Genomic DNA, 16,840 nt, shown 5'->3' with positions numbered 1-16,840 from the left:
CGGTTGGTGCAGGTGAAAACGGGGCGAAGGGTCGTTTGCGTTGGCGCCAATAAGCGTTTGCTAGCGTGAACGCCCCCCTCAAACCCCATCCAGCCGCCGGCCCCAATCCTCTACCATTGCATTGGCCAGCCGGTTGGCGGCCAGCCGGCGCAGGCCGGGGCTGGCGCCGGTCAGCTCCGACAGTTCCGCCAGCGCTTCCCGGTTCAGTGTATCGACATACAGCACACGCAGGGTGCGGGCGATATCCCAGGCCGGGTGGGGCCGGTCCAGCAGGCGGATCGGGTCGCCCTGGGAAATCGCCCCCGCTTTCAGCACCCGGTAATACCAGCCGGTGCGCCCGGTCTTCTGCACCAGACGCGGCAATACCGGCAGGCCGAAGCGTACCCCCAGCTTCCAGCAGGGCTGACGGGCCTGTGACACTTGAAGCTGGGCGCCCCCCACCTCCACCACGTCCCCCAGGCAGATATCAGCCTCCGTCACCCCGGCGACGCTGAAATTCTCCCCAAAGGCACCCGGTGCAGCCAGATGCGGCACCATCAAAGGCTGTTCGGCGGCCCAGCGCGCATAATGGTCGAACGGGTAGAGATGGATGGCCTTCTCCGCCCCGCCATGCACCTTGTCATCGCCCACCTGATCGCCGAACAGGCCGTTTTCATCGGCTTGCACCGGGCCCGGCACGGGGCGGCGGGCCTGGATGCTGCTGGGCACCCCTTTCGGTCCCAGCGGTTCCGGGGTGCCGATCAGCAGCGTGTCGATCAGGGCGATGCCATGGCTCATGGGTTGGTTCTCCAATGCAGGCGGGGGCGTGGCCGGCAGCATAATCCGTCTGCCCCCTTCCTGTATGAACGCACATGTCCCGATGACATTTTCACCGGCGGCCAAATAACCTTTCGATATCGCCCAGCTTCAGCTCCACATAGGTGGGGCGGCCATGGTTGCACTGGCCACTATGGGGTGTCGCTTCCATCTGACGCAGCAGGGCGTTCATTTCGTCCACATTCATCGCCCGGCCAGCGCGTACGCTGCCATGGCAGGCCATGCGCGAACAGATCGCCTCCAACCGTTCCTTCAGCGCGTGGGCGTCGCCCAGCTCGGCCAGCTCGTCGGCAATATCCTTGATCAGGCCGCGCACATCGGCCCGCGCGCCCAGCATGGCCGGCACTTCGCGCACCACCACGGCACCCGACCCGAAGGTTTCCAGGATCAGGCCCATCTCCGCCAGTTCGGCCGCGCGTTCGCCCACCCGGTCGGCATCGGCCGGGTCCAGCTCCACCACCTCCGGGATCAGCAGCATCTGGCGCTTTACCCCGGCCCCCAGCATGTCCTGCTTCATCCGCTCATAGACCAGCCGTTCATGGGCGGCGTGCTGGTCGACGATGATGATGCCGTTTTCCGTCTGCGCCACGATATAGGTGGCGTGCAGCTGTGCCCGCGCAGCACCCAGGGGAAACTGGCTGGCCGGCGGCGGCGCACTGTCTGAGACGGCTTCATTACGGGCAGCGGGGGCGAAATTGGCATCCGGCGGTTCCGCTGCCGGTTGGGGCAGAGGGGCCTGGAAGCGCCAGCTTGCCTCCGCCAACTCGCGCGCCACCGGCGGCGGGGCGTGGTGCTGATACTGGCCGGGGAAGGCAGGGCCGGCCGCAGCGGCAGGCCGGGCCGGTGGTTCCCATAACAGGCTGGTCTGTGGGGCGACACGCGGGGTCAGGCTGGCCAGCGTGTCGGCGGCCACCGTGGTGCTGGCCCGGTGGCCGGCAGCGGCCAGCGCATGTTTCAAGGCACCGACGATCAGGCCGCGCACCAGGGCCTGATCACGGAACCGCACCTCCGTCTTGGCCGGATGCACATTCACATCCACCTCATGCGGGTCCAGTTCCAGGAACAGGGCCAGCACGGGGTGACGGTCCCGCGCCAGGAAATCGGCATAGGCACCGCGCACGGCCCCCACCACCAGCCGATCCTTCACCGGCCGGCCATTGACGAACAGATATTGCCCGGCCGCCGTCGGCTTGTTGTAGGTGGGCAGGCCGATATGGCCGGTCAGCCGCACGCCCGCGCGCTCGGCATTGACGGGAATGGCATTTTCCTGGAATTCCCGCCCCAGCACGGCCCCCAGCCGCACCAGCCTGGCCTGTTCAGCCTCCCCCGTGCTGGCGGCCAGCCGCACTGGCGTGCGCCCTTCATCATTCACCGTGAAGGCGACATGGGGGTGCGCCATGGCCAGCCGTTCCACGATATCAATGGCGTGCTGGCTTTCGGTGCGGCTGCCTTTCAGGAATTTCAACCGGGCCGGCGTGGCGAAGAACAGGTCGCGCACCTCCACCCGCGTGCCTGCGCCGCCCGGCGCCGGGCCGACCGGCCCCTTGGCCCCGCCTTCCACCTGAATGATGCTGGCATGGTCGGCATCGGCCGTGCGGCTGGTGATGGACAGGCGGCTTACGGCACCGATGGAGGGGAGCGCTTCACCGCGAAAACCCAGCGTGCGGATATCGGTCAGGTCGCCATCGGGCAGTTTGGAGGTGGCATGGCGTTCCACCGCCAGTTCCAACTGCTCCGGCACCATGCCGATCCCATCATCCACCACCGACAGCAGCGCCTTGCCGCCATCGCGCAGGGTGACGTCGATGCGCCGCGCGCCGGCATCCAGCGCGTTCTCCACCAATTCCTTCACGGCGGCGGCAGGGCGCTCCACCACCTCACCGGCGGCGATCTGGTTGACAAGCGTATCGGGCAGGCGGCGGATGATCGGCATGACCCAGGTCATAGCACCGATGGGGGCTGGCCGCCAAGCCGGCTACAATATCTATCCGTTCGGGGTGGAGGCCGCGATGTCCAGCCGGCCCCGCAGCACGGCGGCCGTGTCCACCATGCCCAAGGTTTCGCACATGGTCAGAACCGGGTCCAGGCTGGAAGGCAGCCCCTGGCGGGAGCGGGGGGACACCTCGTGGCTGCGTAGATAGCGGTCGATCTCATACAGCGCCTTGCCGCCGAATTCTGCCTGCAGGGTGGCGATACGGCCGCCGCTGTCATTCAGCCCCAGCCGCGAAAGCAGGGGCGGCATGACGATGGACAGCACCGGCAGCACCTCCCGCGCCCGGTCGCGCTGCGGTCCCTGACCATGCAGCAGGTCGGTCAAATCCTCCAGATAGGCCAGACAGAGCCGGCTGACATAATCCAGTGACAGCCGCTGTGGCGGCAGGGCGGCGATGCGCTTTCCCTCCGGCTGGTCGGGGGCCAGCAAAGGCAGCCGGTGCAGCCGTTCGATGAACCGTTCCATGTTCATCAGCTTGTCCGACAGGGTTTGCAGCGCCCCCATGGCCTGCAGCCGAGGGGGGATGGCCAGGGCGGCGCTGATGTCCTGCAACTGCTGGTCCAGCCGATGGCGCAGCCAGCGCATGGCCAAACAATCGGCATCTTCCAGCCGTTCGAAATAGAAGGGGAAGGCATCGATCACATGGATGGGATCGGCGCTGATATTGAACAGATAGAGCAGATAAAGATCGAACTGGTCTTCCAGCAGTTCCAGCAGCGTATACCAGTTGCTGCACAGCCGCAGCGCTTCCACCCCTGGCAGGCGCCGCACCAGGGGCGCTTGCTGGAAATAGCGCACATTGGGCATGACCAGCCGATGCCATTTCATCACCCGGGCGATGAAACCCAGCATCTCTGTTTCCGCCGCATTCAGGCCCAGCCGTTCCGGCAGATCAGGCGTGTTGTTGAAGAAATAGGCGGCCAGATCGGCCACCCCGGTAGAGACGCGATCCAGGCTGATCTGATCGCCATCGAAGCAGGCCAGTGCGTGCTGTCGCTTCAGCTGCTCTACCGGCTCAGGATGGGCAGCCTCCAGCGCCAGCCAGAGTGGGGTCAGCAGCCGGCGGGGCACCAGCCAGCAGGCGGAACCCGCCTCGGATGCATCCACCAGGAACCGCTCCAGCGGCCGCCAGCACAGCCGCTCCACCGAGCCGACGCGGGGCGGCCGGGCCTGCCGCAGCCAGGGGCGCAGCATCTCCAGCAGCTCCGGCGGTGCGCCTTCCAGAATGGCCTGGAATTCCAGCGAACGGGTGAGATGCAGCAGATCGGCGCCGGTCATTTCCCGCAGACAGCGCCGCTGCGCCTCCACATCCAGGGCCTGGCGCAGGGCGTGGAGACGGGTGAAGGAGGGGGATGGGGTGCCGGCGTTCATCCAAGGCCTTATCGCTGGTGACGCCGGCAAGCGTAACAGCAGAGGCGGCGGGCTGCCGACAGCCCGCCGCTACCCCCATGGATAGGGGATCATACCAATCTCCTTCATGCGCCGGGCGCCCGCATTCGCGGGCTTGGCTCACGCCGCATGGGCGGCGGGCCGGCGGTCGCCGGCCTCCAACCCGCCTGAAGGTGCCCCTTCAGGCGGGTTGGGATCAGTACACACCGCCGGTGCCGGTGCCGATGGTGGGGGCCGGCTGGCTGCCCGGCACCGGCTGCCCGGCGGAAGAGACGAAACCGGCACCATTATCGCCGCCATCCAGCACGCCCTGGCCGTCATTGGGCTCCGTGCCGGGGATGAAACCTTCCCAGATGGCGTTGCGCGTGCCCGGCGGCACCGGCTTGCCACTTTCCGGATCGACGCGGACCAGTTGCAGGCCCGGCGGCACACGGAAGGGGATGGCCGGCTGATCCTTCAGCGCCACCGTCATGAAATCCTTGAAGATCGGCACTGCCACGCTGCCGCCGGTTTCATGATCGCCCAGCGAACGCGGCTGGTCATAGCCAACAAATACCCCCACGGTCAGATCGGGAGAGAAGCCGACGAACCAGGCATCCATACTGTCATTGGTGGTGCCGGTCTTGCCGGCCAGCGGCTTGCCGATTTCGCGGAGCTTGGTGGCCGTGCCGCGCTGCACCACGCCTTCCAGCATGGAGACGACCTGATAGATGGTGCGCGGATCATCCACCTGTTCCCGCTCATCCGGCACCTGCGGCACCTGATCCGGGCTGACGGGCACCGCCTCGGCCAGCGGGCTGGGGGCGGCCGTCTGCGGTACGGGAACCGTGCCGGCGGTGCCGGTGTCTGCTGTCACAGCGGCTGTTGCCAGCGGCATCTGGCAGCCGACACAGGGCCGGTTGTCATGGCGGAAGACGGTCTTGCCGGTGCGGTCCTGCACCCGGTCGATGAAGCTGGGCTCAATCTTGCGGCCGCCATTGACCAGCATGGCATAGGCGGTGGTCATGCGCATGACCGTGGTTTCCCCCGCCCCCAGCGCCATGGAAAGCTGGGCCGGCAGATTGTCATAGATGCCGAATCGGCGCGCCGTCTCTACCACCGGGTCCATGCCGATATACTGCGCCAGCCGCACTGTCATGACGTTACGCGACTTCTCAATGCCGACGCGCAGCGGGGTCGGGCCATAGAATTTGTCGGAATAGTTGGCCGGCTTCCATTTGCCAAGGCCCCCGCCCTGGTCCAGGGCAAAGGGCGCGTCCAGCACCAGGGTGGACGGGGTGAAGCCATGGTCCAGCGCCGTCAGATAGACGAACGGCTTGAAGGAGGAACCGGGCTGGCGCATGGCCTGGGTGGCGCGGTTGAACACGCTCATCCGGGCGCTGAACCCGCCGGACATGGCCAGCACGCGGCCGGTATGCGGGTCCATCGCCATGATGGCGCCCTGCACCTCCGGGATCTGGCGCAGGGCGAACTGGTCGGCCTTCTCGCCCTTGGCCCCGGCCAGCGTTTCCACGAACACCACCTCACCCGGTGAAAGCGCGTCGGATGCCTTGGCAATGCTGGGGCCGACGATGCGGCCCTTGTCCGACTTGCGGGCCCATTTCAGTTCGGACAGCGGGATGCGGCCCTGGCGGCCATCGATCAGCCCGACGGTGACGGCATCATCGGCCGTCTTCAGCACCACGGCCAGATCCCAATCCTCCCCACCGGGCGGGATGCGGATTTCTTCCAGCTTTTCCTGCCAGCTATCCAGCCCCTGCAGCCGGGCAACGGGGCCGCGCCAGCCATCGCGCCGGTCATAGGCCATCAGCCCGTCGCGCAGCGCGGTGGAGGCGGCGGCCTGCAGGGTCGGGTCCAGCGTGGTGCGCACCGACAGGCCGCCGGCATAGAGCGTCTGCTCCCCATAGAGCTTGGCCAGCTCGCGCCGCACCTCTTCAATGAAGTAATCGGCGCGGACCTGATTATCGCCGGCACGGTCGGCGAAATTCAGCGGCTCCTGCCGGGCGGCGTCGGCCTCTGCGGCGGTGATGTAGCCATCTTCTTCCATGCGGCCCAGCACATAATTGCGCCGGGCGATGGCGGCATCGCGGTGACGTTCGCGGTAATAGCGATCGGGCGCCTTGGGCAGGGAGGCCAGGAAGGCCGCCTCGGCAATGGTCAACTCATCCAGGGACTTGTTGAAATAATTGAGTGCGGCGGCCCCCACGCCATAGGCGCGGTTGCCCAGGAAAATCTCATTCATATAAAGCTCAAGGATCTGGTCCTTGGTCATCGCATCCTCGATGCGGCTGGCCAGGATGGCTTCCTTGATCTTGCGGACGTAGGAGACTTCGTTCGTCAGCAGGAAGACGCGGGTGACCTGCTGGGTGATGGTGGAGGCACCGATGGGACGGCGGCCGGAGCCGAGGTTTTTCAGGTTCTGCAACTGGGCGCGCAGCACAGCCAACCAGTCAACCCCATGATGGGTAAAGAAATTCTGATCTTCTGCCGAGACAAAGGCATGGATCACCCGCTTGGGCACCGAGGCGATGGGCACGAAGACGCGGCGTTCACTGGCAAATTCCGCCACCAGCCGCCCGTCACCGGCATGAACGCGGGTGGCGACGGCGGGCGTGTAATTGGCCAGGGTCGTATGGTCGGGCAAATCCTTGCTGTAGCGGATATAGCCCAGCACGCCGATCCCGACGCCGACTGCCGCCAGCGCCACCCCACAGACCAGCCCGGCCTTGATCCATCTATTCATTTTCCAACCCGTTCCCATACGGGCGCCCGCACCCGCATCAGCAGAAAACACCATAATTGCGGCGCCGAGGCATCGGCCCGCCTTCATCCTGGCATTCTAGCAATCTCGTGAAGATTATGTCGCCCTCATGACCGTTTCCGGCCCGCGCCCGGCGAAAAGTAGCCATCCACGGCGCGCACGAGCGAAGCAGCCATGCGGCGGCGGTGGGCAGCATTGGTCAGCAGCTTGGCGTCCTTCGTGTGGGAGAGATAGCCCATTTCCACCAGCACCGACGGCACATCGGGCGCCGTCAGTACCCCGAAACCGGCGGAACGCAGGGGGGATGGCAGCACGGCAATCGCCTTGTCCAGGCTGGTCAGCACCAGGGCGGCGAAACGGCGTGACTGGTTCATCTTTTCCCGCTGCGACAGGTTGATCAGGATATTGGCAACCTGTTCGGGCTGGGAGGACAGGTCCAGCCCGCCCAGCGCGTCTGCGCGATTCTCCCGCTGGGCCAGGGTTTCCGCCTCCCGATCCGAGGCTTTCTCTGACAGGGTGTAGATGGAAAGACCGCGCACCTGCTTACGGTCGATGCTGTCGGCGTGAAGGGAGATGAACAGGCTGGCCCCCTGGTCGCGGGCCACGGCGGCGCGGTCGCGCAGGGGGATGAAAATGTCCTTGTCGCGTGTCAGCACCACCCGATAGCGCTTGCTGGCCAGCAATTGCCGTCGCAACTCCCGCGCCATGGCCAGGGTGATGTCTTTCTCATAGGTGCCGTTGCCGGCAATGGCACCGGGATCCTGGCCACCATGGCCGGGATCGATGACGATCAGCGGCAATTCCACCTTGGCCGGTGGCTTGGGCCGGGGCGGCAGCGGCGCACGGCCCAGGCTGGCGGCGGCCACCACAAGGCCGGCACCGGGTCTGCCGGCTGATTGCGGGCCGTTGGCGCTGGGCTGGGGGCCGGTGACGCTGGCCGCCAGCTCCGGCGGCGGGCTGACCGGCTCCTGCGGGGCAAGGGGCGGGGGCAGGGTGCCGATGGTTTGGGGGGCGCCCGCGTGCGGTGTGCCGCTGGCGGGTGCCAGATCCAGGATGAAGCGCGGCGGGCGGCCATCGCGTGGCGGAATGATCTCCGCCAGCACCACCCGCACCGGACCCGTCGTCGGCAGCACCAGCCGGACCCGGCCGGGGGCCATATTGTCCGACGCCACGGCCAGCACCAAACCCCGACCGGGCAACATGGCCCCGCCCCAGGCAACATCGGCCAGATCAATCACCACACTATAGGGGGACGATTGGGTCTGCACCCGGAAGGGGATCGCCTGGGTCAGTTCCAGCACGAAGCGGGTCTTGTCCGGATGCACACCCAGCCGGGCGTCGAGAATCTGCGACAAAACCGGGGAGGCGGGTGGGCGGATGGCACCCATCTGGGCCTGGTTCAGGGCGATCCGGCTCTCCTCACCGGCGCAGGCCGTCTGCCAGGGCAGCAGCCAGAACAAGGCCAGCAAAAGCGCACAAGTGACCGCCCACGCGATCCGGCCTTGCTGCCGGGCATGGTCGGCCCCGGTTCCTGCGGGATGCTGACGGCGCCTCACGCCTGTTCCGTCCCCCGGCGGTGATGAAATACCAGCGCTTTTATAGGCACGGAAAATCAGCCACTTCAACGGCATTGATAAGAAATCGCTTTATCCTGGCTGCTTGCGTCGGTCCCTGTCGGGCAGAAAACGCACATCCCCTATCCGGCGGATGCAAATCTATCATTGTGGAAGGGGGCTACTCCTGTTTATGGTGTCTCTTGCGACAAACCATGCGTCGTCCTTGCCCTCCCGGGCTTCGGCGTCGCGCTCCGGGACCGCGCTGCCGGCAGATTTCTGCTGCCTTTGCGCCCGTTGTCTGTGACGCTTGCCAGGGGTTCAACCCCGGCGGCGCGTGGTGCTGTGGAAACCTTGAGGTTGGTGGTGTACCGGTTCGCCGGTGTGCTGCCCGGTGATGGTGTTGTTCGCGTCCTGGCTGCTTCCCGTTTCTTGCTTTGGGCAGCGCTGTTCGACGTGGTTGGCAATGACTGCCACCGAATGCCTCGCACCGAAATGGTGGCTGGGCCCTTCCCCCGTCCCGTCGCACGGGTGGGTGGGGTTCCTTCGCCACGGGGACGACATATGGCCAAGCGTATGCTTGTAGACGCCACGCATCCGGAGGAAACCCGGGTCGTTGTGGTTAATGGTAACCGCCTGGAAGAGCTTGATTTCGAGATCGCCTCCAGGAAGCAGTTAAAAGGCAATATTTACCTGGCCCGGGTGATCCGGGTGGAGCCGTCGCTTCAGGCGGCCTTTGTTGAATATGGCGGCAACCGTCACGGGTTCCTCGCCTTCTCTGAAATCCATCCCGATTATTACCGTATCCCTGTCGCCGACCGTGAGGCGCTGCTGCGTGAGCAGCAGGAGCTGGCGGAAGAGCGCGAGGCCCGCGCCCTGGAACGGGCAGAGACGGAGGCCGACGGCGAAACCCCCATCGAGCAGGAACCGGCGTTGCCGGCACCGGAAGATGTGGGCGGGGGCGCCCCCACCCTGATCGTCGGGGAAGAGGGCACTGGCGACGCATCGGGCGTTGACAGCGATGGCGTGGAGCCGGGGATCAGCGGCGATGCCGATGGCGAGACGGGGGAGGTCATCGACCCGACCGCCGGTGAAGCCGAGGCCGCTGACGGTTCGCCCTTCGTGCATAGCAGTGGCCGCGACAATCGCCGCCGCCGGCCGCGCCCCAGCACCCGCCCGGTTGCCGCTGCGGCAGAAGCGCCGGAGCAGGTGGAGGAAGAGGTTGAGCCGGAAGAGCAGCGCCAGCCGCGCCGCCGGCCGATGAAATCCTATAAGATTCAAGAAGTTATCAAGCGTCGTCAGATTCTGCTGGTGCAGGTGACCAAGGAAGAACGCGGCAACAAGGGTGCCGCCCTGACCACCTTCCTGTCGCTGCCCGGCCGTTATGCGGTGCTGATGCCCAATACCCCGCGCGGCGGCGGCATTTCCCGCAAGATCACCAACCCGGCCGACCGCAAGCGCCTGAAGGAAATGCTGGAGGATTTCGACATTCCCTCGGGCATGTCGGTCATCCTGCGCACGGCGGGTATTGAACGGTCCAAGCCGGAGATCCGCCGCGATCTGGAATATCTGATGCGGCTGTGGGACAGCATCCGCGAAACCACCCTGCAGTCGGTGGCCCCGGCGCTGATCTATGAAGAAGCCAATCTGATCAAGCGCACAATCCGCGACCTTTATTCCAGCGACATTGACGAAGTGCATGTCGAGGGTGAGGCCGGCTATCAGGTGGCCAAGGACTTCATGCGGATGCTGATGCCCAGCCACGCCAAGAAGATCCAGCTTTATCAGGATGAAGGCATCCCGCTGTTCCACCGTTTCCAGGTGGAAGGCGCGATTGAGACGATGTTCAACCCCATCGTCCAATTGAAATCCGGTGGCTATATCGTCATCAACCAGACCGAGGCGCTGGTCGCCATCGACGTCAATTCGGGCCGTTCCACCAAGGAACGCAATATCGAAGAAACGGCGGTGCGCACCAACCTGGAGGCTGCTGAAGAGGTGGCGCGCCAGCTGCGCCTGCGCGATCTGGCCGGCCTGATCGTCATCGACTTCATCGATATGGAAGACCCGCGCAACAACGCGTCGGTTGAAAAGCGGTTGAAGGATTGCATGAAGGTTGACCGCGCCCGCATCCAGCTGGGCCGGATTTCCGCCTTCGGTCTGCTGGAACTGTCGCGTCAGCGCCTGCGCCCCAGCCTGCAGGAAATCAACTTCGAACGCTGCCCGCATTGCCAGGGCACCGGCATGATTCGCAGCCTGGAAAGTGCCGCCCTGGCTATCCTGCGCGCGGTGGAGGAAGAGGGTATCCGCAAGCGTTCGGCGGAGATTACCGTCACCTGCGCCTCGGCCGTCACGCTCTATATCCTCAACCATAAGCGCGAGGCCTTGGCGGATATTGAGCGGCGCCATGGTCTGCGCGTCTATCTGCAGGCCGATGACCATCTGACCGGCACCGACCACCGGCTTGAACGTCTCCGCGCCCGTCTGGCCAGCGATGATATCGCTGTGGCCCCGGTCAGTGCTGAACGCGTGATGGCCCAGACCGAACGCGCCATGGAGGCCGAAGAGCCCGAAGTGGAAGAGGTTGTGCCGGTGGAACCGGAGGACGAGGAGGCGGAAGCTGCCGCCCCCGTTCAGAATGGCCATCGTGGCGAGGGCAACGGGGACCGCGACCGTGATGGCCGTCGCCGTCGTCGTCGCCGTCGTCGTCGGGGTGAGCGCGGTGAGGGCATGGCCGCCGACGCCAATGGCGATACATCGGATGAGGCCGAGGGAGAGGACGAGGCGGAGTTGGAGGCCGATACGGCCGAAATCCCCGCTTCCGCGGCTGACCCGATTGTTGAAGCCGAGGCGGTTGAGCCGGTCGATGAAGAGGCAGAGGACGAGGCTGACGAAGCTGCGACCGCTGGCGAGGACGAGGCGGCACAGAAGAAGCGCCGTCGCGGCAAGCGTGGCGGTCGCCGTCGTGGTCGCCGGGGTGATGAGCTGTCGGCCGATGGCGAGTCCGATGAGGAGGAGGCCGAGGAGGTCGCCGCCATTGTTACCGCCGAGGTGCCGGCTGCCGAACCGGCGGTGAATGCCCCGGTGGAGCCGGTGGCGGAGCTTGCTGCTCCCCTGGTGGAAGCCCCCGCTGTTGTGGAGCCGGTGGCGGAGGAAGCCCCGGCGCCGAAGAAGCGTGCCACCCGCAGCCGCAAGAAGGTGGCTGATGCGGTGACCGAAGCGCCGGTGGTTGCCGAAGTGCCGGTGGAAGCCCCCGCTGTTGTGGAGCCGGTGGCCGAGGAGGCCCCGGCGCCGAAGAAGCGCGCCACCCGCAGCCGCAAGAAGGTGGCTGATGCGGTGACCGAAGCACCGGTGGTTGCCGAGGCCCCGGCGGAAGCGCCGGTTGCCGTGGAACCGGTGGCGGAGGAAGCTGCGCCGCCGAAGAAGAAGGCAACCCGCAGCCGCAAAAAGGCCGTGGAGCCGGTGGCGGCTGAGGTTCCGGCTGCGGAGCAGATCAGCGAACCGGTGCCGCCTGCCACCCCAGTGGTGGAGCCGGCCCCGGTTGCCACAGCGGCCGCGGAGCCGGTGGCGGAACCGGCGGCAGACAAGCCCCGGCGTGGTGGCTGGTGGAGCCGTAAGGCCTGACCGGCGGCGCCATCGCTGAGAAGGGACGAGGGGAGGGGCCATGCCACCTCCCCTTTTTCCTGTCGGTTTCTCCCGGCGGCGGCATGGGGCCGCAGCGTCTTTCCCTCAAGGTCCGGATAGGCTAATACCATCGCGGTTTGCAGGGTTGGTGCCCGCAGCACCACCCATCTGAATACAGGAATGATCATGAGCAGCCCCACCCAACCCAGCCCGCAGCCGCAGCGCCTGGCCGGGCGTGTCGCCCTTGTCACTGGTGCTTCCCGCGGCATTGGTGCTGCCGTGGCCGAACAGCTTGCCCTGGAAGGGGCGCATGTCGTGCTGCTGGCCCGCACCGTCGGTGCGTTGGAAGAGGTGGATGACCGTATCCGCGCTAAGGGCGGTGCCGCCACCCTGATCCCGCAGGATCTGATGGATGGGGTGAAGCTGGATGCGCTGGGGCCGGCGCTGTATGAACGGTTCGGCCGGCTGGATATTTTCGTCCATGCGGCCGCCCAGCTGGGCTCCCTGGGCCCCATCGCCCATGCCGATCCGAAGGATTGGGACAAGGTGTTCGGTGTCGGGGTGGCAGCTCTGCTGCGCCTGATCCGCACCACCGATCCGCTGCTGCGCCGGTCCGATGCCGGACGCGCCCTGCTGTTGACGGATCGGGTGGGGCGCGAACCCATCGCCTATTGGAGCGCCTATGCCGCTGCCAAGGCGGCGCTGGACATGATGAGCCGCACCTGGGCGGCGGAAACGCTGAACACGACCCTGCGCGTCAATCTGCTGGACCCCGGTCCGGCGCGTACCGGCCTGCGTGCCAAGGCCTTTCCGGGGGAAGATCCGACCAGCCTTCAGGACCCGGCAGTGGTGGCCCGCGCCATTGTGGAATTTGCGGTGCCGGCCTGCGCCCTGCATGGCGAATTGATTGATCTGAACCAGAGCTGAGACCAGGGGGGAAGCGACCCTGTGTATCATCATCATGGATGAACCGTTCAGCCCCTGTGATGATGCGCAGTGCTGCTTCCCTGAGCCCTTAAGGGGGCTGGGCTTAGCCACCGCCACCGGAGCGGCCGATAGAGACGTTGGTTGTTCGCAAGGCGTCGCCGGCCATGTGGCTTGGAGGCCGGCGACCACCAGCTCTAAAACCAACCCGCAGCAGCTACCATCTTTATCTATGAGGGGCGTTTATCAACGACGGACCGTCTCAGCCCCTGATGCTCAATAATCCTATACAGGATGGCAAAAGGCGGGATGGCGTCCCCAACGGGATTCGAACCCGTGTTACCAACGTGAAAGGCTGGTGTCCTAGGCCTCTAGACGATGGGGACGTGTCCGTGAGGTGGCGCGGTGTATAATGGGCTCCTGATCAGGACGCAAGCACTTTTTTCAGGTTTGTGAAAATCACCTTCTCGACGGCACGGGAGCCATGGCGAGAAAGCCCTCGCCGGCCCGCAGGTGGCACGATATCAAGGCGCTATGAGCGACCAGACCCAATTCGAAATTTATGTGGTGACCACCCCCGGCCTGGAATCCGTGCTGTGCGCGGAGATGAAGGCTGCCGGTTTCGCCCGTCCGCAACCCGGCAAGGGCGGTGTTGTCACCCATGGCGGCTGGCGCGAGGTCTGGCGCGCCAATCTGGAACTGCGCGGGGCCACGCGCGTGCTGGCGCGCATTGGCGGGTTCCGGGTGCTGCATCTGGCCCAGTTGGACAAACGCGCCCGTAAATTCCCCTGGGCCGATTTCCTGCACGCTGATGTGCCGGTGCGGGTGGAGGCAAGCTGCACCCAGTCCCGCATCTATCATGCCGGTGCCGCTGCCCAGCGCATCGCCCGCGCCATCACCGAAGAATTGGGCGCCCCCATTGCGGAGGATGCGGAGATCACCATCAAGGCCCGCATCGATGATGATCTTTGTACCTTCAGCATCGATACATCGGGAGAGCCGCTGCATAAGCGCGGCTATAAGGAGGCGGTGAACAAGGCACCGATGCGGGAGACGATGGCCTCTCTGTTCCTGCGCCAATGCGGCTATGACGGCAAAGAACCGGTGGTGGACCCGATGTGCGGGTCGGGCACTTTCGTCATCGAGGCGGCGGAGATCGCCGCCGGCCTGAAACCGGGGCGGGCCCGTTCCTTTGCCTTTGAAAAGCTGGCCGGGTTTGATACTGCCGCCTGGGCAGCCCTGAAAGCGACGGGGACGGCCACCCCGCCGACCGTGCGTTTTTATGGCAGTGACCGGGATGCCGGTGCCATCAAGATGAGCCAGGAAAACGCCGCCCGTGCCGGCGTGTCCGCCTGGACGGATTTCCATCACCATGCCATCAGCGACCTGAACCCGCCGGAAGGCGGGCCGGGTCTGGTCATTCTCAACCCGCCCTATGGCGGCCGTATCGGTGATACGCGCCAGCTCTATGCGCTTTATGGCACGCTAGGCAAGGTGCTGATGAACCGGTTCCGCGGCTGGCGGGTGGGTATCATCACCAATGAACCGGCCCTGGCCAAGGTGACGGAACTGCCCTTCTTGCCTAATGCCGACCCGGTGCTGCATGGCGGCATCAAGGTGACGCTTTATCGGACGGGCCCGCTGGGCGGCAAGGTAGCCTGATACAAAGTGGCGATGAGCAGAACGCATCGCCACTTTGTTACGGCGGCGACCGCCGCAGCGCGCCCCGTGGTGCCCTTAATATAGCCCGTAATAATCCAGGTCGGCGACGCTGGTTGTGCGACCTTCCGCCATGCCATTGGCCAGATAATGGAAGAGCGGGTTCATGTCGGCCGCCTGCACGTCCGGGTTTGCCTGCTTGTAGGCGGAAACATCGAACAGGGCGGAGGGGTCACGTCCCTCCCGCCAGCCATATTGATGGAAATGCTGCCAGGCACCAATGATCCCGGTCTTTACCGCCGCCGCCACGTCCGGATTCTTCTCCAGGTAATAGCTTGTGTTGAACAGGCCGAAGGGGCTGCGCCCTTCATACTGGCCATAGCGAAGATAATGTTCAGCACCGGAGCCCAAGGCACCAGACGCGACGACAGCGGCCACATCGGCATATTGGCCGAGATAGCCTGCCTCGTCGAACAGGGTGCCATTTTCCAGCATCTTCAGGGGGGTGACGGGTACCACCTGATGATCAAATTGCAGCAGTTCCACCCCGGTCAACGTGTCAGGGCCTGTGCCGGCCGGGCCGGTGACGATGACCTGGCTGCCATTTACCTTGATCTGATAGTTGCTGCGCGGGCCATCATAGCGGATGACATCAATGCCGGCTCCGCCATTCAACGCGTCGCCGCCGGTGCCCCCGATCAGGATATCGTCGCCACCGCCGCCATTGAGAACATCGCGCCCATCATCGCCAAACAGTTGGTCATCGCCACCAAAGCCACTGATCGTGTCGGCCCCGCCGCCGCCGCTCAAGGTGTCTGCGGCCAGTTCGCCGCTGATGAAATTGGCCTGTTCGTTGCCAGCCAGATCCAGCTTTAGCTTTTCCGAAAGATCCAGCACGGCAAAGCCGGTGGCGGTTTGCCCGACCAGATAGCGCCCGTCCTTGCCCATCAATTCCAGGCTGCCGGTCTTGATCTCGGCCGTATCATCCACGGCGAATATGCCCACCGGCATCCAGCTATGGGTGTCCATAATAACCACTTCGCCGGAAGTGCGCTGGGCAAAGAGGTAATTGCCGGTGCTGGAGAATTCGCCGGAATAGTAGCCCTGGGTACCCAGGTTTTTTGCCAGCGAGAATTTGAAATCGAAAACGTATCCTAGATTGAAAGCAAGGCCGCGTGCCTCGGAAATATCGCCAGATCCATTGTTGAAGCCACTGCTATTGAAAGCGTAGAGGTCACCGCTGGAAACAATAGTGCCGGCCTGGGCATCATAGAGCTGCATCTGCGCATTGGAGGTGTCAGCCTCCAGGATCAGGGTATAGCGGTTATTTTCCGACGGGATCAGATAAGAAGAATGCCTGATACTGACATTGCCACCCTGTGATGTGGTGACGGGCTGGGTAATAAAGGCGTTGGCATCGGCATCGAACCAGCGCAGCGGGTTCCAGCCGGAACCGGAAAAATCGGTTGTGACGAGCGCCGTGTCACTGCCGGCGATAGCAATATCATAGACGCCGCGTTCGGCTCCCTCGACGAGGAAGTTCAAATCCTGGACCTTCAGCGTATCCAGATTGATGCGATGAATCGTGTCCTTGTACCGGTCGTTCCACCAGACATCACTGACGGTGACCGCCGTTGTATTCGATTGCGCTACCAGCAGATAGCTGCCATCGGCGGTAATATCCAGGTCAGCCAGCGTCCCGCCCAGCTTAACGGCAGACAGGAATTTCTGCTCGGTGGGTGACCAGCGCTCTACGGTGCCGGTGCGGGTGGTGAAATAGATCAAATCGCGTTTTCCATCGTAAACCATGCCGGCGATGCCGGGCAAATCCACTTTGGAACTGAGATCCATTGCATCACCTTTTAGAAGAATTTTAGAACACCTATCCTTTCAGATATATTAGGGTGAAATATACACGTCGATCAACAGAGGTCTGTTGATATACCACTTTTCGGTAGATTTTTTTGCCAAAGCAGAAACGACAAAAGCCCGGCTGAAAGCCGGGCTTTTGTAGAAACACGCAAGAGATGGCGTCCCCAAGGGGATTCGAACCCCTGTTACCGCCGTGAGAGGGCGGTGTCCTAGGCCTCTAGACGATGGGGACTAGAGCCTCGCGGTGGA

General features: G+C 64.6%; 9 protein-coding genes and 2 tRNA genes. 3 read left to right on the top strand and 8 right to left on the bottom strand.

Going from position 1 to position 16,840, the window contains the following annotated elements; genetic code table 11:
• Nucleotides 1-78: 78 nt before the first annotated feature.
• From GE253_RS09650 to GE253_RS09630, 5 genes are all read right to left on the bottom strand, one after another.
• The gene (locus GE253_RS09650; RefSeq protein WP_153203886.1) at nucleotides 79-777 is read right to left on the bottom strand and encodes an MOSC domain-containing protein; all 699 of its coding nucleotides are present in this window, start codon (nucleotides 775-777) and stop codon (nucleotides 79-81) included.
• A gap of 91 nt (nucleotides 778-868) precedes the next feature.
• Entirely contained in the window at nucleotides 869-2,749 is a 1,881-nt protein-coding gene (gene mutL, locus GE253_RS09645) for a DNA mismatch repair endonuclease MutL (protein WP_153203885.1), read from the bottom strand.
• A gap of 51 nt (nucleotides 2,750-2,800) precedes the next feature.
• Nucleotides 2,801-4,180 carry a hypothetical protein gene (locus GE253_RS09640; RefSeq protein ID WP_153203884.1) on the bottom strand — a complete coding sequence of 460 codons (1,380 nt, stop codon included), beginning with the start codon at nucleotides 4,178-4,180 and terminating at the stop codon, nucleotides 2,801-2,803.
• A gap of 214 nt (nucleotides 4,181-4,394) precedes the next feature.
• Nucleotides 4,395-6,941, bottom strand: a complete 2,547-nt coding sequence (locus tag GE253_RS09635) for a penicillin-binding protein 1A (RefSeq protein ID WP_153203883.1) — start codon at nucleotides 6,939-6,941, stop codon at nucleotides 4,395-4,397.
• Nucleotides 6,942-7,066: 125 nt separating this feature from the next.
• Nucleotides 7,067-8,515: an N-acetylmuramoyl-L-alanine amidase gene (locus GE253_RS09630; RefSeq protein ID WP_348770812.1), complete on the bottom strand. Its 1,449-nt coding sequence runs from the start codon at nucleotides 8,513-8,515 to the stop codon at nucleotides 7,067-7,069.
• A 561-nt stretch (nucleotides 8,516-9,076) separates the two neighbouring features.
• On the opposite strand from GE253_RS09630, the gene GE253_RS09625 reads away from it, so the two are divergent.
• Nucleotides 9,077-12,136 (top strand): ribonuclease E/G, encoded by a 3,060-nt coding sequence (locus GE253_RS09625; protein ID WP_153203882.1) that lies wholly within the window; start codon nucleotides 9,077-9,079, stop codon nucleotides 12,134-12,136.
• A gap of 186 nt (nucleotides 12,137-12,322) precedes the next feature.
• On the top strand, nucleotides 12,323-13,063 hold the full coding sequence (locus GE253_RS09620) for an SDR family NAD(P)-dependent oxidoreductase (protein WP_153203881.1): 741 nt from the start codon (nucleotides 12,323-12,325) through the stop codon (nucleotides 13,061-13,063).
• A gap of 307 nt (nucleotides 13,064-13,370) precedes the next feature.
• Here the strand turns inward: GE253_RS09620 and GE253_RS09615 are convergent.
• Nucleotides 13,371-13,446, bottom strand: a tRNA-Glu gene (locus tag GE253_RS09615).
• Nucleotides 13,447-13,594: 148 nt separating this feature from the next.
• Between GE253_RS09615 and GE253_RS09610 the strand changes: the two genes are divergently transcribed.
• Complete coding sequence (locus GE253_RS09610) at nucleotides 13,595-14,722, top strand: class I SAM-dependent RNA methyltransferase (RefSeq protein ID WP_153203880.1); 1,128 nt, start codon at nucleotides 13,595-13,597, stop codon at nucleotides 14,720-14,722.
• Between the two features lie 75 nt (nucleotides 14,723-14,797).
• Here the strand turns inward: GE253_RS09610 and GE253_RS09605 are convergent, their stop codons facing one another.
• Together GE253_RS09605 and GE253_RS09600 are read right to left on the bottom strand one after the other, a co-directional pair.
• Nucleotides 14,798-16,570: a hypothetical protein gene (locus GE253_RS09605; protein WP_153203879.1), complete on the bottom strand. Its 1,773-nt coding sequence runs from the start codon at nucleotides 16,568-16,570 to the stop codon at nucleotides 14,798-14,800.
• A gap of 177 nt (nucleotides 16,571-16,747) precedes the next feature.
• Nucleotides 16,748-16,823 (bottom strand) — tRNA-Glu (locus GE253_RS09600).
• Between the last annotated feature and the right edge of the window lie 17 nt (nucleotides 16,824-16,840).

Source organism: Niveispirillum sp. SYP-B3756 (genome assembly GCF_009495745.1).
Taxonomy (GTDB): Bacteria; Pseudomonadota; Alphaproteobacteria; order Azospirillales; family Azospirillaceae; genus Niveispirillum.
Note: the sequence above shows the minus strand (reverse complement) of the source record. Positions and strands in the feature narration are given on the sequence as shown.